The organism is Erysipelothrix sp. strain 2 (EsS2-7-Brazil), assembly GCF_016617655.1.
GTDB classification, from domain to species: domain Bacteria; phylum Bacillota_I; class Bacilli_A; order Erysipelotrichales; family Erysipelotrichaceae; genus Erysipelothrix; species Erysipelothrix piscisicarius.
Genome location: NZ_SCFT01000001.1, coordinates 29,111 through 53,802, shown reverse-complemented (window position 1 = coordinate 53,802; position 24,692 = coordinate 29,111). Strand labels below are relative to the sequence as shown.

Below are 24,692 nucleotides of genomic sequence, written 5' to 3'. Positions count from 1 at the left end.
TCAAAAGCAAGATAGTCACAACACGTAAAATTTATACGACATCTAAAAATCATCAATGAAGGCTTTACGGTCCCCTATCCGCAATCCATAACGATTTCGAAGATCATGTCATAAGAGCATGATAAATCATGTAGGAACGCAAGCCGATTTGGTATAATAAAAAGGTAAGAAGGAGGCATAATATGAAACTAAATATTGACTGTGTAAGAGATATTCTACTCCATCTCGATCACCCCGAACCAACCATCACCTTTGAAGCACTGTCACTGGGTGATTTGCAAAATGTTTATCAACAGCATGAGTGTCTTGATCATCTCCGTAAAATGCATCATGCACATATTGTAACCTTGTCACAATCGGATTCGGAGAATCCTTCAATTCAATTAACTCCAAACGGACGGAATCTTATCGATGCTGTTAAAGATGATCGCCTTTATCAGGAATTCAAAAAAGAAATCAATGAAAAGTATCCAATCTATACAGTCGAAATTTTTGCTTATGGACTGTTTGCATACCGTTCTACACGATATGGACTCTAAGAATGCACTGTCGTTGCATTCTTTTTTTTGTCTTTAAAGGAATGATTCATTTGAATTAGGACGAAAGAAATTACTGCCGGAACTACCCAAGCCAAACCCTGTCCATTTAGCGGGACTCCTTTCAAAAGCGATCCATTCGTAAACACATACACATCAATGATTGAAACCATCGACATTAAGGTCGTGACACCAATTGTTGCTTTATATACTGAATGCTTGAGTTCCGCAAACAATTCTAGAAAGCTCAATACAATAAGAACCATGGCAATTGGATAGATTGCTTCCAATAAAGGAACTGATATCTTTAAAATCTTACTTAACCCTAAATTTGAGGTAATAAAACTCCATATTGAAATCGCAATAACCCAATTTTTATATGAATACCTTGTTTTCGATGAAAAATACTGGCTGCACGACGTAATTAACCCCACCGAAGTTGTAAGACATGCTAAGGTAAAAATGATTGCTAATAAAAGAACCCCAACTGGTCCAAAAATATGCGTGATGATATGCGCAAGGGTTTGTGCGCCGTGTTCTGAATAACCGTATGCATGACCACTAAGCGCACCTAAATAGGCAAGAGATCCGTAAACAATCATCAACAAGACCCCTGCAAATAAACCGGATCGAACGGTATTTTTTACGACATCTGATTCTTCCGTTATTCCAAGACTTTGAATGATTTGCGCAATGACAAGTCCAAAGTTTAAAGCAGCAATGGTGTCCATCGTAAGATAACCATCAAGAAAGCCTTGAACAAAAGGTGTGGTTTGATAATTTCCAATTGGTGTCGTAAAACCATCAAACGGTTTTATAAAACTTCCTACAAACACAATAATCATAAGCACAAGTAAAAGGGGTGTTAGGACTTTCCCCATTCGATCTACCAATTTCGTCGGATTTTTAGAAATAAAATACGCAATCGTAAAAAAAACAAATGTAAATAAAAATAAACCAATTTGCTGATATCTTGCCAAAGAACCCAAGAAGGGTGCTACCGCCATTTCAAAAGGCAGACTTCCCGCTCTTGGAATTCCTAAAAGCGGTCCAATAGAAAGATAAATTAAAAACGTAAAAACCAATGCAAATTTAGGATGAACTTTTGATGCAAGAGGAAAGAGGCCTCGATGCTTTGATATGGCAATCACCGCAAAGATGGGAAAACAAACCGCAGTAATATAAAATCCTGCTAAAGACAACATTGTGTGGGATCCGGAAGATTCTCCGAGAAACGGTGGAAAGATTAAGTTTCCCGCACCAAAAAACAATGAAAACAGTGTTAATGAAACAAATAATGTATTTTTTCGAGATAATTTCTGCATATACTTCTCCTTAATTCATAAAATAATCGACAAAAAAACCTCATCCACAAGGGACGAGGTTATCGCGTTACCACCCAAATTCCATACAAAGTATGGCTCTCAACGTACATAATAATACGCGTTTCGGGTAACGGGGAACAGCCGGTATCACTTACTTATTTCAGCAATACATCTAAGTGATGATTTTCAGATACTCTTGAATCATTGACTCTCAGCTAATGTCAACTCTCTGTGCACGCAACAAGTATCGTACTCCTTCACTATCGTAGATTTATTTTCATAATAATAATCAATCTACGGTGGCTTGTCAATACATAATCTCTCAAAAATATTTATTGATGTTTACGACGAGAATCCAAGAACATCAAGAATCCCATTACAATCATCACAAATACAAACCCTGGAAGATCAGACGCACGACCTGTTGAAGGTAAATGACTTTCATCGTTTACACCATTGTCATCTGAATTTGATGTTTCATCGCCTGCACTTTCATTTGTGCCAGGCTTTTCATTCGGCGTTTCTCCAGGTTTTTCTTCCGGTTTTTCAGGTGTGATACCACCATTACCATTTTGATCTTCTTTTATCAATTCTATGGTTTGAGTACGTGTTTGACCATTTTGGGGATTTAGATCAAATGACAGTGTTTTTATATTTGATGCTGAGCGCATCAACATGTTTTGATCATTTAATGAAATTTCAACGTCAATCGTATCAACAGATTGCGATGGATCACTAACACTTACAGTTAGCTTTCCATTTTCATAACGGAAAAGATAAGAACCAGGTTGAAGGTTTAATGAACGAATTGGTAAGTCTTCAATATCAAGATTTAGGTGATCTTCCTTAAAGACATTCACCGCAATAATCTGTTGTTGTTCATCATATGCTGCGTGCATTGACGCATCATTTCTTAAAATATGAATTGGATTTGCTTGACTCAATGATGCTGTTTCAGCTTGGTTGTACTGCGGTAAGATCATGACAGCGTAGGATGCATTATCTGCATGAGCTGAATGATTTTGTCGAATGGATACGAAATCATTTTCATACTCTTTATCATTACCAAACAAGGTATTAATTGATTGGTAGGTTCCTTTACGCGTTTCATATTCAAATGTAATAGGTGCCTCTTCTAAGAATACATAGCCAACAGCATCATGATAATGACTGGATTCATAATGAGCCCACATATTTGGTGTGACGGTCATTTCATGTTGTGAATCGGTCAAGACTTTACCATTAATTGAGAATTGATCTCCAAGACGTGTATCGATGATGCGATTTTCAAAAATCGTTTCAATCGTGTCTGGTGAAGTTCCATGAATGTTACTTCCCATTAAAATTACTTTATCGTCTAAGAAAAGATAGGATTTCTGTGCAGTAAGATCTTGTTGATTGAAGTTAGATTTATCGAGCTTCATTACTGCAGCACCATTAGCACCTTGTTCAACCCCACCAACAAAACTTTGGGGTGATAGCAATCGTTCTCCACTGCTTAAGGCGAGTTCACGCGTATCCAATGTTACACCTGGTAAACGATATGGATTCACAGTTGGCCAATAACTGACTCCGAACTGGCGATCATCATGGGTATAGAGGTAATACATACCATCTCCGGTATACCACCCTTGCCCATTTTCACCACTGAAGGACTCAAAATTAGCAATACGATTGGAGTACATACTCAATCCGAGTGTATAACGATCATGATGTACGGCAACACGATCCATCGCAGAGAAAATTGACACTTTCTTTTCAAGTTCAACAGGATCACGATCTGCACTTAATGCTTTTGTGATCTGTTCTGCATGTTTCATATCACGCACATGATCGAGTGGATTAATGGCTTTTTCGATTTTCGGATACCAAAGCGCTGTGACACTTTCCACCTTATCTCTAAATAAGTCAGGGGCAATCTCACTGACAAACAGAAGGTTACCGAGCATGCTGAAGCCACCACCATATGCACTGGAGGACTTCATAAGTTCAGGAGCACGCGACATTCCGCGTCCTTGAACCATTGCCATAAGTTGTCCTTCATGGAGCATACTGATAAATCCACGTTCTAATACAGGGAATAACGTTTGGTATGTTGATTCATCCAAATGCCATGGACTTGGTTGTAATAGCGTTAAAAGGCTTGATACCCCTTCTAAATAAACGGAACCGTATCCGCCTGTATAGGGAATTGTTTTATGTTGAACCATTGATCCATCTTCATAGATACCATCTTCCGATGTCGCAAGTTCAAATAAAGGAACTAAATCGTTTTGAAGGCGCTCTAGCTTGGAAACATCTTCACTTAATAAAGCGGTTCCTAACAAACTCATTGCTAAATCCGTACGGTTTGCTCCAGTCGCAATATCGCCTTTTTTACTCATCTGGTCAACTGCATTCGGTACATAACTTGCCACAACCGCTTCTAACGCCTCAAGGCGTTGATGAGGAAGATAGTCTGCAAGTAAGATTAAACTATCGGTAATTGCTTTGGCACTACCAATTTGATAATCCCACCAATTTCCTTCAAAGACCGATTGATTTCCGTTATAATTAAAGACTTTATAAAGGTGTTCCATACCCGAAACAATTTCTTCATAAACATCTCGTTGTTGATAAAGAGCCGATTCTGGCATTTGATATGCAAGTACGACTGCTTTAAGATTACGGAATTGTTTTGTCATATTCGAAGATTTTGTAGCACTGGTGTTCTCCCAAAGATCTTCACGATAATCATTTGTTTTTTTCATACTACGATAGAGTGATTCGCCTTCACGAATAACTTTATCTTTAAATGAATCTTTAAGAGGACTTGAGATACTGCTATCACCAGTATAGCGCGCTTGCCACTGATGAATCATCGATTGCATCGCTTCATTTTTTTCAGTCGCTATAACTTCTACATGAATCGTTTTTAAAAGTCTTGTTCCTGAGAAAATTTGAATCTCGGTTACCCCTTGTTTTTGTGGTAACAGTAATCCTTCTTCCGTTACATTCACGATTTTTTGATCTTTAGAAATAAATGTCAAATCACGATAGTTAGCATGACGGGGTGTTAATTCAAACTCAATGAAATACCGTTGATTTTCATCAATTTTAAGATTGTCTGATGCAACTGAAAGAGACTGAATCGGTAATGAGGTCGAATTCAAAACCGTCACGGTTACTTCATCATAAACACTTGGATCAAATGCAGATCGAACTTGAACTTTTGCGATTCCCGGTTTTAAACCAACAATCGATCCTTGATCAACAGATACAACGGATGGATCACTGGATGACCACTCTAAAGTTTTTTGATTGATTGTCTTAGGCTCTGTGGAAACCGGTAAGAATATTTTTTGATTTAATGCCATTTCAAGAGCATTCGTATCCAATTGAATGGATGTCGCTCCAATTGGCTTTTCATAAAGCATTAAGTCATCAAGGAGGTAAGATCCTTTCGTATTATGCATCCGGAACACCGGTAAAATCTGTGTCGTTTTATCATCAGTTGTGAATTCCACTTTAAAACGAACCCATTGATCGGAAGCATTAATGGTATCCGCATGGACTACACCTGATAATTTGTTGGCAGCATAACCATCAACTTGTAAATTAATACGAGCTTGAGCTGCATTCAACGTTTCAAGGTTTTCAGATTTAAACCATCCCTCATACACATACGTTGTCTCAGGTTTCACATCATAACGTTTTTGAGGTTTAAAGAAACTTAAAGCACTTTGATCATTACGCTCAAGATTTATCTTCACAGCATACGATCCATCTTTAACATCCGATTTAACCATTTCCGCACTGTAGTACGATGCATCGAGGTTTGAAGATTTATAGCGTTCAAAAACCCATGATTCAGGTTTTAAATCTTGATCCCAGAAACCAACATCCTGATGCCAATTGATTTGACTTGTGTTGCCTTTATTTGGAGCCTTAACGAGTTTTTCAAAACTACCATTTTCTAAAATATTTACGGCAAATAAGTTTGTATCTTTCGGTGCACGTACACTTACATGAATCGTTTTACTCAAACCACTTTTAGAGTCGAATACTGTAATCACACTGTTTCCCTCTGAAACTGCAGTCACAATCCCTTGAGCATCAATGGTTGCGATACCGAGATCACTGGATGACCACTCCAAACGATCTACAGGATAATCACTGGGTTCCACAATCGGTTTAATGCTGGCTTGATCTTGAGGTGCTAAAGTCATTGCATCTTGCACCACATCAAGACTTGTAAGCTTAATATCCGAAGCAATTTCTTTTTCTTGCAATGAAATATTTTTAATTGAATACGATCCTTTTATAAATGAAAATTTAAATACGGGTAAAAAGTCTGTTGCGGATTCAATTTTAAATTCATGCTCGAAGTTAGTCCACGTGGACGCTTCAGGAAGTTCAAATTCTATTGAAGGTTTGATGATCGTATTTTGATTGTATTGATCAATGGTTAAATTGACGGAAGTGGGTTTTCCGTTTGCAACGATACTAAAATCAGTTTTATACGATCCTTTCACAATATAGGTTGTATTCGGTTTTGCCTTGATTTTTTTCTCGGGTTTGAAAAAAGACATTGGGGTTTGGTATTGACTGTTTGAAGAAACAGTCACCACACCTTGATTTAAATCTGCCTTATATTGAGAACGATCAAGGGATGAACCACTATAACGTTCAAACATCCACCCAAGTGGCTTTAGATCATTGGTCCAAAAGCCAATGTCTTTATTGTTTGTTTTATTACTTTCATCCATGGGCACAACATTTTCGGTCAATGAAAAATCAGAATTGACAAAATACTCATCTGCTGAAGCGGGTTGCCCAACATCCAACGCTTCGATACGTTGTTGAGTTGGGAACAACGTAATCGTAAGAAGCAGCGTGAGTAAAAACATAACGGTTTTTCTCATAAATGTAACCTCTTTCTTTTCAAGGTGATTATAAGGTAAACCGGTTAGGTTGTCAATTACTTTTAACATTAATCATTAAAAAACAGATTCTTATCGAATCTGTTCGTTTATTTTATTTTTAGGTATGTTCGAAATCCACGTGCTGCATAATAGGAATCTGCACCATTATGATAAATGAAGACTGTCCCATAACGATAATCTCCAAATATTGCGCCTCCACGATCACGAATGTTTTTTGGGGTCTTAAGCCATGATGATGTTTTCTTATCGACCACATCATAGGTTTGTAGAAATTGGTACAAGTTCTCATCCAACAATGCAACCCCTGCTTCATGCGCAATTTGAACTGCACTACCGCTTGGTTTGTTCTTTTTACGTTGTTCTAATGCTAAAGCATCATAACACAAGCTACGACGCCCAGAAGGACTCTCTGAGGCACTATCCATATAGAGCCATGAATGCTCTTCTACAACGAATAAATCTGGTTCTCCCTTCGTTTCTTCCATCCACATTAATGAATCCACAAATTGCGAATTGGATGAGATCACATCCAAAACATCATCCCAAACAATTGTTGGATGACGGTGTTCATTCATTTCAAAACGTTCTTGTAACGTTACAAACAATTCTTGTTGGTTCATGCCATACTCCCTCTATCCTTGTTTCATATCTTGATAATACATTAAAACCGATTTACGCGTAATAATTCCCATAAACTTATTACGGTCATCCACAACAGGAACAAAGTTTTGATCTAAGATCCGTTCTAAAACATAACTCAGATCGACATCAATGGTCACGGGTGGATTCCAAGAATGACGCATAATATCTTTTAAATACACTTCTTCAACATCTTTCATATCGGTAATTTTTTCATGAATTAAATACCAAAGAAAATCCCCTTCATTAATGGTTCCGTAAAATTGACCATCTTCTGTAATGACTGGCATTGCGGTATAACCATGAAATTTCATCTTTTCCAATGCTTGCCGCACACTAGCGGTATTGGTAATATAGCCAATCAACCCTTTGGGTTTTAATAAAAATGCAATACTTGTATAAGGTGCTTCATTTAAATGTTTTGAATTAATATTATTTAATGTTGTCATAGTCCCATCCTTTTACATGCTTATTTTACCATGACTTCCAAAGACGTCTGTCAAATCACATAACATTACACATTCCGCTTCAAGACTGCATCCATCCAAAGGGGTGCATACGCTGACGTACACCCCTTAGAAACTTTCATCTCTTTATAGACACCACATGCTTCACCAATCGCATACGCGCGATCCACAAATTCAGGATAGCCAAAGCCGATTTCACACAACGCACGATTCATCATCCATTGCGTTAAAGGTTGTGCCTGCTCTAATTGCATTTCAATTTCATCAAGAACATGTATGAGCTCATCCTTGGATTTTTGCTTACGTTTAATGGCATCCACGACAAAGGTCCAATACGCCCGACCAAGTCGATCTTCCGACTCACTCCTTAAGCGTTCAATCCATCCATCTTTATCCTTTGAAAAAATAAGACAGCGAAAAATTAAATCTTCTTGAAGCGTCATGACGCGCACCTCATTTAAGAATTGAAACACCGTCGGTTCATCCAGTTTGTTGGGATCAAAAAGAAGCACAGCGAGCAATTGATAATCAATAATCCCTGACTTCCATAGGCATCGTGCCAACTCGTGTTCAAGCCCGATTTCTTTTGCCAGTTTACGGATAACGCCTAAAGGAATTCCCACCGTATTATCATCAGCGCCTTGTTTGATTAAAGTTTTACGACGACTCTCATTTTGAAAACGCTCCAAATCCAATACCACCGATTCATATGTCCATGATTTCATGCCATCACCTCTCTTCTCATTATAACGATGTATTCAACATTTGACGCGTCAAACGACCTTCACACCTTTCACTTGATTTATCTTTACAAAGACGTATGCTTATTAAAAAAGGAGTTTTTATGTCAAAAAATATGAAACGCATTCTAGTTGGTATCCTTTGTGTATGCTTGGGTTACCTTTACGTTCATGCACAAGCACCTTCCCTTACTAACTATACAGTGAAACATCAACCAGGGATGACACCCCATGAAACCATGAATGCATGGCTCACAGGCTATTTACAAGCGCATCAGTCACGATGGAATCAAAACGATCCGTTGATTGATTTTACGATTGAATCGTTGGAACCTGTTGAACCCATCGGCGAAGAAGAAGGTTGGTTGATTTTTGACGTCACGTTTACCGTTGAAGCAGGAAGACGTCCGGACAAACTCTTTCAAACACTACCCCTTCAAAATAATAACCACTACACATACCACCTAATTCTATATATGAATGTTGAACACAATGTACTTAAATACCAAAATGATATGACAGAAAAAACGTATCGAAAACAACACTTCCCTACGACACCCAGTTATGAATCCGATACGCAAGCATCGTTTTACGATGATCAAAATATGTTTCTCCGTATCCGTGAAAACGAAAACAAGCCTTGGATCGAAACACCCATCGCGTCTGCAGACTTCACAACATCCTCTCAAGGTCATTTCAAAAATGACAAACGAATATTCAGTTTTAAAAACCATCATGAAGTTTTATATCAAAAAGACGGGAATGTTATTGTGGGTGGAACGGTGGATGGTGGAACAACGTGGTCCTCAACAACAATCTTTGATGAGCCGCCTTTATCCATCATTACGGCAGGCTATCTTGATTTTGTGGGCGAGACCGGGATACTCGCATTATCCAGTCATGTTGCATTAAACGCAGAAATTGTAAGTTATCATTATACCTTGGACAATGGACAAACATGGACTTCACAACCCATACCAAACTATACCCATAAGATTACGGATGCATCCCTAAGTGACTCTAAAACACTATGGGTAACCCAACCCAATTCACCACACCTTTATCGAAGTCTTGATTATGGTGAAACATTTACTGAGGTTGCCTTACCCGCTCAAACGCTCAACGATACATCAATTCGCTGGAATGATATCTTCATTCAAGCAACAGCACCACAACGCGTGGATCATCAACTCAAAGTCCGCATCACCCAAAATAACGGAGACTACCGTCAGAATGCCGATGCAATCTTTATCAGTAACGATAACGGTAATACCTGGAACTTTAGTGAATACATCATTCCTCAAAAAGTATTTTTCAAATAAAAAAGACACCCGGTATTCAAATACCGAGTGTCTTTTTAAAACATTATCCAAAGAATGTGAGGAGTAATCCTGCAGCAACTGCAGAACCAATTACACCTGCAACATTCGGACCCATTGCATGCATGAGTAAGAAGTTTGAAGGATCTGCTTTTTGCCCTTCAACTTGAACAACACGTGCTGCCATTGGAACCGCAGAAACCCCTGCAGCCCCAATCATTGGGTTAATCTTATCTTTTATAAAGAGATTCATTATTTTAGCAACAATAACCCCTGAAGCGGTTCCTACTGCAAAGGCTACAAGTCCTAAAGCAATGATCCCTAAAGTTTGTGTATTAAGGAAGGTTTCAGCATTCGCTGTCGCACCAACTGTCATTCCTAAGAAAATTGTGATGGTATACATCAATGGATTCTTAGCCGTTTCAACAAGATTTGGAACAACACCGACTTCTTTTATTAAGTTTCCAAACATCAACATCCCTACAAGAGGTGCTGCACTTGGAACAATTAAAGACACTAAGATCGTTACAACAATCGGGAAGAGAATTTTTTCTTTTTTAGACACTTCACGAAGTTGAACCATTTTAATTTCGCGCTCTTCTTTTGATGTTAGCGCACGAATAATAGGCGGTTGTATGACGGGTACAAGCGCCATATAGGAGTAAGCAGCAACAGCAATTGGACCTAATAGATGCGGTGCCAATTGGCTTGTTAAGTAGAGCGCTGTAGGTCCATCAGCGCCCCCAATAATTCCAATACTGGATGCTTCCATCACATTAAATCCAAGTGCAATCGCACCTAAAAACGCAAAGAAAATACCAAACTGTGCCGCAGCACCCAGGATTAAACTTTTAGGGTTTGATAGGAGTGGACCAAAATCAGTAGCCGCTCCAACCCCCATAAAAATCAGTGGTGGAAATAGACCAAGGTGAACCCCTTGATAAAGAAGGTTTAAGACACCACCTTCTTCCATAACCCCTGATAACGGTAAGTTTGCAAGCAACATACCAAATGCAATAGGAATCAATAAATAAGGCTCATAGCCTTTTTTAATCGCAAGAAATAACAGTGTGCACGCGATTAGAATCATAATAAATTGTCCCAAAGTCATGGCCGCAAAACCCGTTTGATTAAGAAAATCAAATAGTATGTTTAACATATCTTAACCTCGGTAGGTCAACAAGTCTTGACCATTATCGACGACTTGTTTCTCAGAAACAAGCACTTGATCAATCACACCATCCTGATCGGCTACAATTTCATTTTCAAGTTTCATAGCTTCAATAACCATAACAGGTTGTCCTTTTGAAACGGATTGTCCTGGTTTCACAAGAACACTCAGTACTGAACCTTGAATGGGTGCTTTCAATGCAGAACCAGAACCGCTTGATGCGATGGGTGTTGGGGCTGTTGGCTCAAAATCTCCAACTTTTTCAATTTCAACCTCATAAACTTTTCCATCTACAGATACTTTATATTTTTCCATTCATATCTCCCTTCTACTTAACTCTCTTAATTGATTTAATACGAATATTTTGAGCTTCATTTCCTTGAGCTAAACAACTTACGACCAGTTTCGCAACCAGACGGTGTTCTTCATCGTTCTCGTCGACGCCATGTTGTATTGGCGCTTCCGGTTTATCAAATTTTGATAAAACTGCCGTAAAGCCTTGAAGTACAAGCGCTAAGAGTAAAAGAATTACAAATACGACAAGCATCGAAAATAAACTCACGGTTAATCCATCTAAAAATGTAAAGGTTGGAATCATATTGTTTCCCCTCCATCAAACATCTTAAACTCGATAACATCAGGACGTGCTATCGGTTCTTCACCTTCTAAAATAGCATTTTGCGGGAAAAGAATATAGGATAATACTTCCTCTTCCAATGCTTCCCGTCCTAATTTCGCTTCAAGTTCGACTTTATTTGCTTCAAAGACACTTGGCATGGATTCCACAGGTTGCTTTTCAACACGTTTTTCATCCTTCAAAATAAGATTGATTACATCTTCATTAACTGGTCCTGGGAATGTGCCATAAAGTCCCATTGCATAGTCTTTAATCTCCTTAGGTACCATTTTATAACGTGTTCCTGTTAATACATTTAATACCGCTTGTGTCCCTACCATTTGTGAAAGTGGTGTTACTAACGGTGGGTAGCCCAAATCTTCACGAACCTTTGGAATTTCTTTAAGAACCTCTTCGTAACGATCGGATGCTCCTTGATCTTTTAACTGACTCATCAAATTACTGAGCATTCCGCCCGGTACTTGATAGGTTAAAATATTGGGATTAATCATTAATGCTTTCGCAGGATATTGACCACTTGCAATGTATTTAGTTGCAAGTTCATTTGCTTCTTCGTATGCGCCTTGTAAGGCTGTGTGTGTAATTGTTGTTTCACGATTTGTAACATGTGCTGTTTCAAGCAATGTTTCCAATGCGATATGGGATGTCCCATTTGAAAACGGTGAGATACAACCATCCACAATATCGACACCTGCCTTCATCGCTTGTTCAAAAACAAGACTTGATAGACCGGTGGTTGCATGTGAATGAAGGTTAATTGGAACATTAAGTTCATCTTTTAAACGTTTTACAAGTTCAAAGGTAACGTCCGGTAATAAAATCCCTGCCATATCTTTGATACAAATAGAATCAGCTCCAGCATCTACCAATTGTTTTGCATACGTAACATAATAATCAATATTATGAACGGGACTTACCGTATAAGAAATTGCACCTTGACAGTGCCCACCATGTTTTTTTATAAAGTAAATTGCATTCTTAACATTTTCGATATCATTCAAAGCATCAAATACACGAATGATATCAATACCATTTTCAAGACTTAAACGAATAAAGCGTTCTAAAGTATCGTTATCATAATGGTGATATCCTACAATGTTTTGACCTCGTAACAACATTGAAAACGGTGTATTGGGTGCAACACGTTTCATATCTCTTAAATTTTGCCATGGACTGCGTTTAAAGAAACGAAGCGCACCATCAAATGTGGCCCCACCCCAAACTTCAAGTGCATTCAAACCAACTTTGTCCATCTCGGCTAAAATTTTAAGGATGTCTTCATGTTCCATACGGGTTGCAAGTAACGATTGATTTCCATCACGTACCGTTACATCATTAATTTTAATTGTTTGCATAGATCTCCTTTCTGAACTATTGCATTACGGAATGAAAGAGAGACTTTATAGCCTCTCTCTTTCCATCATTCATTACATAAAGATTGAGAATAATATGGATCCAATGATGAGCACGATCGCCCCACCCAGACGGGAGGATAATTGTGCGTAAGCCATAAGACCCATACGGTCTCCAGCTCCAAGAACAGCAAGGTCACCAGAACCTCCACGGTTTGCCATACATAAACCAGCTGTAATCGCTGCATCAATTGGGTAGAATCCTACAAACCAACCAACGATTGCGGAACCAAGTGTTGCACCTACAACAATTGCAAGAGCAAGAATGACATTACTGAATGATAATGCAGCTGCAAGTTCTCCAAGGTCTAAATCAACACCAACTCCAACCATGATAATTAATACAAGGTATTTTGAGAAGAATGATTGAAGACGTTTTGCACCTTCACGAATATTTTGAGGAACAACACCTGTTGCAGCTAAGATAACCACAAAGATAATCATGTAAGCAAGGTTATGAATCTTAACCCCAAAGATACTTGGTAAGATTAGTTTACTCATTAAGAATCCAAAACCAAAGCAAGCAAGACCTAATACAAGTCCAGCAGCAACATCTTGAAGTGTTGGATCATATTTTTCATCTTCTTTAACAAGTTCTTCAGATTCATTACGTAAGATTGTATTCTTGTTTCCGGTTAAATTAGGACGTAATTCACCAAGACGGTCAAGTAATGATGCCATCATGATTGCAAAGATATTTGCGACTGTAAGAATAATGATTGCGAATTGGTAGTAGTTTTCACTTGGAAGACCCGTAACATCCGCATACATTTGTGATAGTGGAACTGCTCCACCACCATTACCACCACCCATTACAGGTAGAACGTAGTTTAAGATAATATCTTGTGGTGCTTTACCAAATAGAAGTCCCACAACAGCTGCAAGTAAGAATGCGCCTAACAGCCCTCCAAGGATTGCAGGAATGTACCCTACAAAACTCTTAAGTAAAACTTTACGATCAAGTGATAAAACACTACCAGTAATTAATACAATAATAAATAAGTTTAAGAAGTTTACTTTTTCTGTAAAGTTTCCAATTGATTCGACATATACTTCTGGAAGAATGTTGAAGTATACCATTGCGGATGTTCCCAAGAACGCAAGAACAATTCCTCCCCCAACATATTTATTCCAAATTGGGATACGTTTTCCAATTTCATAAAGTGGAATACCGATTGTAAACATAACTAATAGTGTTGCTGGCATATCGGTTCCGAAGGTTTCTGTAAAAATTCCAAGTGCACCGATTGCAAGGATTGCTAGCATAATTGGCCATTGAATCCCGTAAAACTTAAGTTGTTTTTTCTCTGACATAATGTCCCCCTAGATGTTTTTTACTTGACGAATCACGTCAATAAGTGTTCCATCGCGATATTCTACTAATGCTACGACTTTATCCTCAAACTCAATGTCTGCAGGTTCCCCTACAATGTCGTAAGCCATATCACGCAACGCTTCAATTGTAACTAATGGTAAATCTGTTTTCTTTAGTGCTTCAAGAATATCAGGTCTTGCTGGATTAACCGCAACCCCATAATCGGTAACAAGAATATCAACACTTTCTCCTGGTGTTGTTACGGATGTTACAGATGTACGTACAGTCGCCAAACGACCACGAACTAATGGTGAAACAATAATACAGCACTTCGCACCTGCTGATGTATCAACATGGCCACCTGGTGCTCCTTGAATGGTTCCATCGGAACCAACAACAACGTTAACATTGAAATCAACGTCAATTTCAAGTGCTCCTAGAATTACATAATCTAATTTATTAACATATGCACCTTTATTTAAAGGGTTTGCATATTCTGAAGTTGAAATTTCAAAATGATTTGGTGTTTCATGCACTGATTCAACACTTGCGATATCAAAATCTTGTGTATCTGCAATTGCATGAATATAACCTTCTTTAAGCATATCAACCATTGGTTTAACGATACCACCTAAAGCAAAACTCATTTTAATATCTTGTTCTTGCATCGGTTGTTTTAAGAATTGTGTTACCGCTAAACTTGCACCACCAGCTCCAGTTTGGAAGGAGAAGCCGTCTTTAAACCATGGCGTGTTTACAACACATTTGGTTGCATATTCTGCAATCATTAATTCACGTGGATCTTGTGTCATACGAATTGCATTTCCTGCAATTTTTGATGAGTCTCCAACTTTATCAACCTCAACAACATAATCTACATCAATTCCTTTAATTGAATATGGATTATTTGGGTAAGGTACAAGCGTATCTGTAATCACGACAACTTTATCAGCATAACGTGCATCCACATCAGAGTAGCTAAGAACACCACAATCTGCTTTTCCACCTTTACCCGAAGCGTTTCCGTATACATCACTTGTTGGTGCCCCAATAAAGGCAACATCAATTTTAACTTGTCCGGTTTCAATAGCGCGAACGCGACCACCATGTGAACGAATTAATGCTGGATTTTTAAGTTTTCCGGCAGAAATTGCATCCCCAATTTCATCACGAACACCTGAAGATGAAATGGTTGTAATCGTACCATCTTCAATTAATGGAACAATTGAAGCATGTGCTTTCCCTAAAGAAGAAGCGCAAAGATAGAGATCCTTAATTCCCATATCTTTAATTACTTCAAAGACCATTGCCGCAATGTAATCACCATTTCTAAAGTGGTGATGGAATGAAATACACATACCATCTTTAAGCCCTACTTTTTCAATGGCTTCACGAATGGAAGCTAAAACTTTTGAATCATGTGGGTTTACTTGAGCTTTAATGGTTGGTGCAGCTTTTGTATACTCATAATTATCACGATAATATTGACCTTGGAAGGCTTCAACACCATCTACTAGAAATTCATCAGGAATTATACGATTTACTTTGTTTTTCATATTAAATCCCCCTTATATACGCCTGCTGCTTGTGCGAGTTCAAGGGTACGTTTCGCCCCTTCAACATGGGCAACGTCAACCATTTGTCCATCAACAATAAGAACTCCAATACCTTTGGCAGCACTTTCCTTAACACCTTCTACAATATGTAGAGCATGTTCAATTTCTTTTTGTGTTGGTGTAAAGACTTTATGGATTGTTGCAATTTGTCTTGGTGAGATAATTGACTTCCCATCAAATCCCATGTCTTTAACCAATCGTGTTTCTTTCTCAAGACTCTCAAAATCACTTAAATCTGTATGAACCGTGTCAAATGCCATGATTCCCGCTGCACGTGCCGCAATCACAAGCATTGATCGAGCCATGAAAAGCTCTTCCCCAGTTTTTGTACGTGTAGCGCGCATTGTACGGGTAAAGTCTCCAGCACTTAATGCAACCCCCATCATACGTGGACTCGCTGTACAAATTTCATAAGCGTTGATCACTCCAAGTGGTGATTCAATGGCTGCCATTAACATTGTTGATCCCACTTCACGACCAAATTCTTTTTCTGCTTCCGCCATTAAGCGTTCCACATCATAGATTTCTTCTTTCGTTTCGGTCATCGGTAAACGAATCCCTTCACATCCTCCAGCAATTGCTGCACGAATATCTTCATGATAATACGGCGTTGTTGCGGGATTAATACGAACCCAACGTTCCACGCCATGATAATCTACTGATTTTAATGTATGGTAAAGTTGAACACGTGCTGAATCTTTTTCACTTTCCGATACCGCATCTTCTAAGTCTAAAATGACACAATCTGGCTTGTAAACATAAACATCCTTCACAAGTGAAGCACGTTGTGCATTTAAGAACATCATCGTACGTCTAATTCTATTTTTCATAATTTAGACCCCCAAGGTAGGTTCTCTACTGTATCGCTTGCACGAAGAACAGCAGTTTGTACGCGTGCTTTGATTGTACAATCTAAAGCACCTTGATCTTGAACGACAATTTTCGCATCCTTGACTTCCAATGTGTCTAAGACTTCATGAACCGTTTCAAGAATCTGAGCGCCATATTGTTTAATGACACTACTGTTTAATTCTACAGAGACTCCATCTGTAGAAGGTTCCACCATAACTTGTACATCACTTGATTCCAATGTACCAGCTATTGCGCTGTGTTTTATTTCCATCTCTTCTCCTTCCTCCTATATCACAAACATCACACTTGTAACATAGGTTCCTGTACTTAATTAATACCATATGGCAAACGCTTACATCAAGGGTTCAGGTCCTTAAAGAACATTCAAAAAACACTTATGAAACAATTCTTTGGTATGCTATTATTGAATTGTGAAGAAAAGGAGATTATTATGATTAAAAAACTCTATATTAAATCCAATCCACGGGTAAAGGAAGAATGGTTAAACCTTTTAATGCAAGAGGGCATCCGAGAAGAGTCTACATTAGAAGAGACATACGGATATTATAATGATGCGGATGAATTGATTGCGACCGCATCACGTTATCAAAATGTCATTAAATGTGTTGCTGTTGACGCCACCCATCAAGGGGGTTCCTTGTTTAATGAAATTATTTCTCATGTCATGAACCAAAATGTTCAGGAAGGTTATTTTAAACATTATGTTTACACAAAACCTGGGTGTAAGAAAGGGTTTGAGTATTTGGGATTCCATGAAATTGAATCGGTAGATCATACCTTAGTTTTTATGGAAAAAGCCATCACCGGATTTGATGCTTTTATTAAAAATCTTGAATCAATAAACCAAAACAAACCCAACACGGCTGCGATCGTGATGAATGCAAACCCATTCACTCTGGGCCATCAATTTCTCGTAGAAAAAGCTGCTTCAGAAAGTTCCTTTGTTTATGTATTTGTTTTAAGTGAAGAAATGAGTGCTTTTAAAGCAGCCCAACGCATTGAACTTGTACGTCAAGGAACATCTCACCTTGATAATGTAAAAGTGCTGCCTACTGAGAATTATATGGTTTCCAGTGCAACCTTCCCCTCTTATTTCTTGAAGGAAGATGATGATGTAACCTTTGTGCAAGCACGCCTTGATGCACGTGTATTTGCCCATCACATTGCTCCAGCCCTAAACATTACAAAGCGCTATGTTGGCTCCGAGCCCTTCTCAAATGCCACAAACCTCTATAATGAAGCGTTGCAAGCAGAGTTTAAGGGAAAACTTGATTTAGAGATCATCGATCGCATCGGAAATGATGAGAGTATTATTTCCGCAACCAAAGTACGATCACTGCTTGCAGAAGGAAACCTTGAAGCGGTTCAAAAATTTGTACCTAAAACAACTTACGCCTTCTTTGAAAGCGACGAAGGAAAACAGGTAATCGCCTCCTTAAAAGGAGCACTGTGAATGAATGAGGTTTCGTTAGAAGCAATGCTGACAGCGCGCGAAAAACGCGCTCAAACCATCCAAGCGTTGAAACAACAATTCCCAAATCAAACCATAATTAGTTTTAAACTCAATATTCCTGGTCCCATAAAATCAACGCCCGATTACCAATGGGCATTCAAACAAGGTCTCATTGAACTCGACCAGATTGCAACGTGTTATGAGTGCCAACTTAATAATCATACCGGACCTGAAGCGTATTATATGAGTCATCTTGGACCCGATTCAGTCAAGAGAAGCATGGTTATGATTGAGGATACACATCCTCTTGGTCGTCTTTTTGATCTTGATGTTGATGGTAAAAGTCGTAAAGATCTTGGACTTCAACCGCGAAAATGTCTTATTTGCGATGATGACGCGCATGCTTGCAGTCGCAGTCGCAAACATACGTTAGAAACGGTAGTCGAAACGATAAACTTGCGCATTAAACATGCAATGAAGAACCAATAAACACTGAAAAAACACCCTATTGTAAACTCTTGGTCTTTTAAAGTTTACAATAGGGTGTTTTTATGTTAATCTTCAATCGCAAAGGAGGATTCTATGAAAACCAAAACAGTCCTTGATTTACTCATTGAAAACCAACATTCATTTATAAGCGGTGAACAGATTGGTGACATGCTGCATATGACGCGTGCTAACGTATGGAAAGAAGTAGATAAGTTACGAAAAAAAGGCTATACCATTCATTCAGTTCGTAATAAAGGGTATCAATATGTTCATAATGCCAACAATTTATCCAGCGCTGCAATCCGTACACATTTAAATCACAGTTTTATTGGAGACATTCACTGTTACGACAGTACCCCTTCCACAAATGCACTTGCAAAAGAAATGATTCCCGAAGGTTTTAAAGAACCGTTTCTAATTGCAACCGACCATCAAAGCGAAGGACGGGGACGTCGGGGACGCTCTTTTTATTCTCCATCCAAAAACGGTATCTACATGAGTCTGGCTTTTGTACCGACATTGACCCTTGAAGATACTCAACTAATCACGATAATTGCAGCACTTGCGGTTAAAGAAGCATTAAGTACGCTTTACCATCTTCACGTTGATATTAAATGGCTTAACGATATCTACGTGCATGGAAAAAAACTTGCAGGAATACTCACCGAGGGTGAAATCATCCTCGAAAGCAATCAATACCGTTATTTAATTCTTGGCATTGGTCTGAATGTATTCCATGACCCAAACCTTCCTGCGGACCTTAATGAGATTTATACATCACTCGATCAATACGTCAACACAGACATTGATCGCAATAAACTCATTGCAACCATCACGGACTGTTTTTTTAGCCTCTACGCTGATTTCCCTCAAAATCGTCAAACCATCATCGACGACTATCGTGCATCATGTTTTATCATCAATCATTATATTTATATCAATCAAGACCTCTCTGAGCGTTTTTGGGTCAAGGATATTGATGAAAAAGGCCAACTTATTGTTTGTGACGAATCCCAAAATATCCGCACCTTAAACTCAGGAGAAGTAAGTATTCAAGGAGAAACATATTATGAACGTTAAAGATCTTGCACTCTCATCCCTATTTTCTGTATTTATTATCATTGGATCGATGATTAAAGTTCCAATTCCATATGTACCCTTTACATTGCAAGTCCTTGCGATTTGCCTAAGCGCCTTGTTATTAACACGTAAACAAGCCGTCATGGCGGTTTTAATTTATATTATGATGGGGCTCATTGGATTACCCGTATTTGCAGGGGGAATGTCTGGCCCAAATATCGTGATGTCACCAACATTTGGGTTTATTCTAGGATTTATTCCAATGGTCTATGTGATTAACACCCTCTACCATAAATTGCCTAAGAATCGTCGTTTTATCGCCTTCGTATCTGGAGAAATCATTCTTTATACTTTGGCTCTTCCAATTCTTTATTTTAATCTTAAAACGTATCACGGTATTACACTACCCATATCAAAATTATTTATTTCATATTGTTTAATGTTTGTTCCTACCGATGTTTTATCCATGACACTCAGTGTATTCATTACATCCCGTATGCCTGAACACATAAAAAACAAAAAGGATGCCTAATCAGCATCCTTTAATCTTTGGTCTCGATACATTTGAATAAAAATACTTAGTGCAAGCAAATCAGCCGTTCCACCCGGGCTTAAATTCCGTTCGATAAATGCATGATTCATCTGTATTAGGTGCGCATCCAAATCGTTATAATCGCAATGTGCCAAGAATTTACCATACTCCAACCCTTCAATCCCCCCACGCTTTACCATATTCGTATCATTATTGGATCGCATTAAGGCCAGGAGGGCTTTCTTTCGAGCAACCTCTTGATCATCTTCAGAATCTAAAATTGGTAGTGCAACTTCAAACACATGCGGAATGCCCATCTCTACCTCGCCACGAATGCCGGTAAAGCCATAATCTCGAAACATCCGTTCTCCATGCGTCCTAAATGATGTAAGCGAGGATAATTCAGCTTCCACAAGACCTGCCGTCATGGCTTGAATTCCTTCACGAAGTGTCTTTAAATCAGGTGTTTTGAGATAAGCAATGGCAGCAATGACCACGCCATAGAGGAAATTAGCGCCTTTGTGCGTATTGACATTTGAGGTTGCATCAAACATTGCTCTCTCATTTTCAATACCAACCTTTCGAATCACATTGAACAGTTCTGGTAGCGAACCTTGATGCTGCAATCCTGCATCAAAATACGCTTCAAAGCCAGGAACGAGTGCAAAACAACTCTCTATAAACATATTATAATCCATATCGTCATGTGATCCTGAATCTAGAGGATCCACCAACCCTGGTTTCGGATACAAACTGACTTCTAAAATTAATGACTTTAACGCAAGTAAGACAATTTTATTTTTTTTCATATTGTAATTGACGGTCCATTTCTAAGAGAATAAAATCTCGAGATTCTAAGAGATGTTCCGTAATCACCATTTGAACTTGTTCAACATCATTGTTTTTTAAACATCTAAAAATAAGGCGGTGCTCATGCAGCGCTTTAGCACGGCGACTATCTGCTTTTAATGAAATATCTCGGAAACGAATGATATAATCTCGAAGACGATTTTGAATCGTCTCCAATCGAGGCATTTCCGCAAATCGGTAAATCATCGTGTTAAACTCTTTCGACATCTCAATAACCTTTTCCACGTCACCAACCGCTTGTGCAGCTTCTGTTTCAGTCAGCAATGCTTCCATAACCGCTTCACGTTCTGGTGTCATAAGACGCATCGCATTTGTGGTTGCTAAGATATCTAAAGCAGTACGTATCTGGTAAATCTCGTAAACATCCTCATGGGTAAAGGTTGTAACCACAATACCGTAATTTGGCACATATTGAACAATTTCTTCATTTTGAATGCGGTGCAGCGCTTCCCGAATTGGTGTACGACTTACATTCAACGCTTGTGCGTAATGCTTCTCATTAATCCGTTCCCCCATTGGAATCACTCCATGAATGATTGCAGATCGCAATCCTTCATAAATGATCTGATTTAAGGGAAGATTCTGATTTAAATCAATCATACCAATGACATCACTCATATAATCTCTCATCATTACCTCCTTCTATTCAAATCGCTATTTAAGTCCATTATATGAAGAAAGAACTCAAATGTATACATTATAAACACTTAAAAAACACTATGAAAACCGTGTGCAATTCGTGTGTCTTATGACCGAAGATTCCATTCATTTTTATTATACCCTAAGATTTTAGACCAAAAAGTGAAAAATTCGTATATATTCATGATATCTTTAGGATTTAGATGTATATTGATCTCTAACAAACAAAAAAAACACCTAAGATTCAGGTGTTTTTTTGTTTATCTAAGTAATAATATATAAAATTTTTAGTTAACACGGTTTGCAGTTGTGCCTGTTTCGAGAATTTCAAGCACAGATGTTAAAGCAAATTCCATAATATTACGCACAGAAACATCTGTATAGTGAGCAATATGTGGTGTGAATAAGATTTTTTCGTGATTCAAGACTTCTAAGAATAGTTCATCTTCGATTGTTTGATTTGAGAAATCTTTCGGAATAAATGGACTTTCATTTTCGTAAGTGTCCAATGCAGCACCTGCAAGGTGTCCTTGGTCAAGCGCTTCAATAAGTGCTTTGGTATCTACAACTGATCCGCGAGCAGCATTAATGAAGTATGCATTTGGTTTAAATTTACGGAACATTTCCGCATTAAATTGATGATGGTTGTCTTTTGTTGCAGGAACATGAAGGCTCACAACATCTGACATTGAAACAAGTTCTTCTACTGAATCAACATAAGTAACAAATTGTTTTGCTTCATCATTTTGATATACATCAAAAGCAACAACACGTGCACCAAAAGCGCTGAATAATTCTGCTGATTTACGGCCAATATGACCTGTACCAACAACCCCTACCGTCATTTCTTTTAGAAGACCAGCACGGATTTGTGGTTGCCAACGGAAATCGTGTTGACGTGTTTTTTCCTCAATCACGCGAAGTTTACGAATTAAGCTTAATGCTGAAGTCACACTAAATTCCGCAATGGACTCTGGTGAATAACTCGGAACGTTTGTAATGATTAAGCCATTCTCTGTCGCTAAATCAAGATCATAGTAATCAAAACCTGCACTACGTTGTGCAATTTGTTTAATTCCGTATCCTTTAAGAATTGAATACATTTCTGGCTCTAATGCAGTATTTTGGCTTGTTGAGAGACCATCAAACCCTTCAACCATATGGATGTTATCCATTGATAATTGACCTTCTGCCATGGTTACTTCAACGTTGTTACGTTTAGCCCAATCAAGTGTGAGTTCGCGTTCTTCTTCACGAACATTAAAGACGATAAATTTATACATTATGTTTACTCCTTCTCTTAACTATTTGCTTGAATTAAATGTAAAGATTTCATTTTTGTAAAGATCCATTTTTGTAAAGATCGTATGGGTAACCATAGCAATCCCTAATGGAACAACAAGATATTGCACAAGTAAGATAACAATACGTACAACAGGTGTTGCTGTCATAAAGCTATAAGCATTAATTGGACCCGCAAGTCCTGTAATACCAAAGCCAGCGGATGCTGTTGTACCTTGAATTTGGAAAATATAAGCAACAACACCGGTTACTGCCGCATTAATAGCAATTGGTAAAGACATAATCGGATTTTTTAAATAGTTAGGCATAAGCATCTTTGGACCTGCAAAGAAGAGTGCAAATGTTGTCCCTTTGTTATTTACTTTTGATGAACCATAAGCAAGTGTAAATACTGTTGCTGCGATTCCTACGTTTGCTGCACCGGAACCAAGACCAGCTAGTGAAATTGCATATGCAATTGCAACTGTTGAGAGTGGTGTCACAATAATTAACGCGAAACATACTGCAATTAAGATCATCATTAAGAGTGGTTGTAACGTTGTAAAGTTTGCAATTAATGATCCTAATAAACCTGTGATCTTACCCACGTAAGGTAATGTTAATAAACCGATAAATCCAGGAATCACCCCACCAAGAATTGGTGTAATAACGATTGCAAGATTTGGAATACGGTTGTTATACCAACGAATGATCATGATTGCAACTGCAACTGTAATCATCGTATTGATTAAATCACCCGTACCTTTTAATACCCATGCACCTTCAACAAGACGTGCAGCACCACTACCAATAAATGCAGCTCCAATAACTGAAGCCATTTGTAGACCATTTAGTTTAAATTCAAGAGATGAGAACATCCCTACTAAAACAGGAACTGTAAATTGGATTGCAAATACAATCCCCGCAAGTGTTGCAAATACTGCAAAGTGGCTTCCGAGAGCCTTAAAGATTTCTCCAAAAATTGCATTTGGAATCAATCCAACAACGATCCCCATCGCTGCTCCTTGTAAAATCTTATTCATAAAATCTTTGGAATTCATTTTCTCCATAATTTCCCCTTCTAAGTTGTGAATCAACTAACAACTAGTGTAAAGTGATATTATCATGCAGTAAAATGACTGTCAATCGGCTCTCTACACATTCTTAATTTTATATATTCTAATCAAAATTCGTCATTTTTAAACAAAAGGACCAAAAAGCCACTCTTTAGTTAATCAAACGATTACTTTTTCGATTCTGCGGTTATATTTCCCCGTTTTTCTTTGCTTTGAACCGACGTCGTTTGTGAATTAATTCGTTTAATGTACAACTTTTATCGTTAAATCGTTAACTTTAGATTTGCAGAGGATATA

Annotated in this window: 23 protein-coding genes and 1 other annotated feature; of the genes, 6 read left to right on the top strand and 17 right to left on the bottom strand. The window is 38.2% G+C overall.

Annotated elements, in window-relative coordinates; translation table 11 throughout:
- Positions 1–182 precede the first annotated feature (182 nt).
- Positions 183–539, top strand: a complete 357-nt coding sequence (locus EPJ90_RS00200) for a DUF2513 domain-containing protein (protein ID WP_161636522.1) — start codon at positions 183–185, stop codon at positions 537–539.
- Here EPJ90_RS00200 and brnQ read toward each other — a convergent pair.
- From brnQ to EPJ90_RS00175, 5 genes are all read right to left on the bottom strand, one after another.
- Complete coding sequence (gene brnQ / locus EPJ90_RS00195) at positions 536–1,861, bottom strand: branched-chain amino acid transport system II carrier protein (RefSeq protein WP_161636523.1); 1,326 nt, start codon at positions 1,859–1,861, stop codon at positions 536–538. The genes EPJ90_RS00200 and brnQ overlap by 4 nt on opposite strands.
- A gap of 46 nt (positions 1,862–1,907) precedes the next feature.
- Positions 1,908–2,137, bottom strand: a binding site (T-box leader).
- A 56-nt stretch (positions 2,138–2,193) separates the two neighbouring features.
- The gene (locus EPJ90_RS00190) at positions 2,194–6,765 is read right to left on the bottom strand and encodes a polysaccharide lyase family 8 super-sandwich domain-containing protein (protein WP_237558258.1); all 4,572 of its coding nucleotides are present in this window, start codon (positions 6,763–6,765) and stop codon (positions 2,194–2,196) included.
- Positions 6,766–6,872: 107 nt separating this feature from the next.
- Positions 6,873–7,406: a DUF4256 domain-containing protein gene (locus EPJ90_RS00185; protein WP_200542388.1), complete on the bottom strand. Its 534-nt coding sequence runs from the start codon at positions 7,404–7,406 to the stop codon at positions 6,873–6,875.
- 12 nt (positions 7,407–7,418) lie between these two features.
- The gene (locus EPJ90_RS00180) at positions 7,419–7,874 is read right to left on the bottom strand and encodes a CBS domain-containing protein (RefSeq protein WP_200542387.1); all 456 of its coding nucleotides are present in this window, start codon (positions 7,872–7,874) and stop codon (positions 7,419–7,421) included.
- Between the two features lie 65 nt (positions 7,875–7,939).
- Positions 7,940–8,617, bottom strand: coding sequence for a DNA alkylation repair protein (locus tag EPJ90_RS00175; protein WP_200542386.1), 678 nt, complete (start codon positions 8,615–8,617; stop codon positions 7,940–7,942).
- Between the two features lie 119 nt (positions 8,618–8,736).
- On the opposite strand from EPJ90_RS00175, the gene EPJ90_RS00170 reads away from it, so the two are divergent.
- Positions 8,737–9,954: a WD40/YVTN/BNR-like repeat-containing protein gene (locus EPJ90_RS00170; RefSeq protein ID WP_200542385.1), complete on the top strand. Its 1,218-nt coding sequence runs from the start codon at positions 8,737–8,739 to the stop codon at positions 9,952–9,954.
- 43 nt (positions 9,955–9,997) lie between these two features.
- Here EPJ90_RS00170 and EPJ90_RS00165 read toward each other — a convergent pair whose 3' ends face one another.
- From EPJ90_RS00165 to citD, 8 genes are all read right to left on the bottom strand, one after another.
- Positions 9,998–11,110 carry a sodium ion-translocating decarboxylase subunit beta gene (locus EPJ90_RS00165; RefSeq protein ID WP_161636529.1) on the bottom strand — a complete coding sequence of 371 codons (1,113 nt, stop codon included), beginning with the start codon at positions 11,108–11,110 and terminating at the stop codon, positions 9,998–10,000.
- A gap of 3 nt (positions 11,111–11,113) precedes the next feature.
- On the bottom strand, positions 11,114–11,437 hold the full coding sequence (locus tag EPJ90_RS00160; RefSeq protein WP_200542384.1) for a biotin/lipoyl-containing protein: 324 nt from the start codon (positions 11,435–11,437) through the stop codon (positions 11,114–11,116).
- 13 nt (positions 11,438–11,450) lie between these two features.
- Positions 11,451–11,720 (bottom strand): OadG family transporter subunit, encoded by a 270-nt coding sequence (locus EPJ90_RS00155; RefSeq protein ID WP_125164581.1) that lies wholly within the window; start codon positions 11,718–11,720, stop codon positions 11,451–11,453.
- Complete coding sequence (locus EPJ90_RS00150; RefSeq protein WP_200542383.1) at positions 11,717–13,114, bottom strand: pyruvate carboxylase subunit B; 1,398 nt, start codon at positions 13,112–13,114, stop codon at positions 11,717–11,719. The genes EPJ90_RS00155 and EPJ90_RS00150 overlap by 4 nt, the downstream gene beginning before the upstream one ends.
- Positions 13,115–13,186: 72 nt before the next feature.
- Positions 13,187–14,485 (bottom strand): 2-hydroxycarboxylate transporter family protein, encoded by a 1,299-nt coding sequence (locus EPJ90_RS00145; protein WP_161636530.1) that lies wholly within the window; start codon positions 14,483–14,485, stop codon positions 13,187–13,189.
- A 9-nt stretch (positions 14,486–14,494) separates the two neighbouring features.
- The gene (gene citF / locus EPJ90_RS00140; protein ID WP_161636531.1) at positions 14,495–16,042 is read right to left on the bottom strand and encodes a citrate lyase subunit alpha; all 1,548 of its coding nucleotides are present in this window, start codon (positions 16,040–16,042) and stop codon (positions 14,495–14,497) included.
- A complete protein-coding gene (locus tag EPJ90_RS00135) occupies positions 16,039–16,932 on the bottom strand; it encodes an aldolase/citrate lyase family protein (RefSeq protein ID WP_161636532.1) in 894 nt (297 codons plus the stop codon). Before EPJ90_RS00135 ends, citF begins: the two co-directional genes overlap by 4 nt.
- Positions 16,929–17,225: a citrate lyase acyl carrier protein gene (gene citD, locus EPJ90_RS00130; RefSeq protein ID WP_125164586.1), complete on the bottom strand. Its 297-nt coding sequence runs from the start codon at positions 17,223–17,225 to the stop codon at positions 16,929–16,931. Before citD ends, EPJ90_RS00135 begins: the two co-directional genes overlap by 4 nt.
- 180 nt (positions 17,226–17,405) lie before the next feature.
- Between citD and citC the strand changes: the two genes are divergently transcribed.
- The 4 genes from citC (at position 17,406) to EPJ90_RS00110 (ending at position 20,529) form a co-directional block, all read left to right on the top strand.
- The gene (gene citC, locus EPJ90_RS00125; RefSeq protein WP_161636533.1) at positions 17,406–18,428 is read left to right on the top strand and encodes a [citrate (pro-3S)-lyase] ligase; all 1,023 of its coding nucleotides are present in this window, start codon (positions 17,406–17,408) and stop codon (positions 18,426–18,428) included.
- Complete coding sequence (gene citX, locus EPJ90_RS00120; protein WP_200542382.1) at positions 18,429–18,917, top strand: citrate lyase holo-[acyl-carrier protein] synthase; 489 nt, start codon at positions 18,429–18,431, stop codon at positions 18,915–18,917.
- 93 nt (positions 18,918–19,010) lie between these two features.
- Entirely contained in the window at positions 19,011–19,997 is a 987-nt protein-coding gene (locus tag EPJ90_RS00115; RefSeq protein ID WP_200542381.1) for a biotin--[acetyl-CoA-carboxylase] ligase, read from the top strand.
- A complete protein-coding gene (locus EPJ90_RS00110) occupies positions 19,987–20,529 on the top strand; it encodes a biotin transporter BioY (protein WP_161636536.1) in 543 nt (180 codons plus the stop codon). The genes EPJ90_RS00115 and EPJ90_RS00110 overlap by 11 nt, the downstream gene beginning before the upstream one ends.
- On the opposite strand, the gene citG is transcribed toward EPJ90_RS00110, so the two are convergent.
- The 4 genes from citG to EPJ90_RS00090 form a co-directional block, all read right to left on the bottom strand.
- Complete coding sequence (gene citG / locus EPJ90_RS00105; protein WP_125164591.1) at positions 20,526–21,338, bottom strand: triphosphoribosyl-dephospho-CoA synthase CitG; 813 nt, start codon at positions 21,336–21,338, stop codon at positions 20,526–20,528. The genes EPJ90_RS00110 and citG overlap by 4 nt on opposite strands.
- On the bottom strand, positions 21,325–22,029 hold the full coding sequence (locus EPJ90_RS00100; RefSeq protein WP_161636538.1) for a GntR family transcriptional regulator: 705 nt from the start codon (positions 22,027–22,029) through the stop codon (positions 21,325–21,327). The genes citG and EPJ90_RS00100 overlap by 14 nt, the downstream gene beginning before the upstream one ends.
- A 296-nt stretch (positions 22,030–22,325) precedes the next feature.
- Positions 22,326–23,321: a D-2-hydroxyacid dehydrogenase gene (locus tag EPJ90_RS00095; protein WP_161636539.1), complete on the bottom strand. Its 996-nt coding sequence runs from the start codon at positions 23,319–23,321 to the stop codon at positions 22,326–22,328.
- Positions 23,322–23,342: 21 nt separating this feature from the next.
- Complete coding sequence (locus EPJ90_RS00090; protein WP_161636540.1) at positions 23,343–24,389, bottom strand: PTS transporter subunit IIC; 1,047 nt, start codon at positions 24,387–24,389, stop codon at positions 23,343–23,345.
- Between the last annotated feature and the right edge of the window lie 303 nt (positions 24,390–24,692).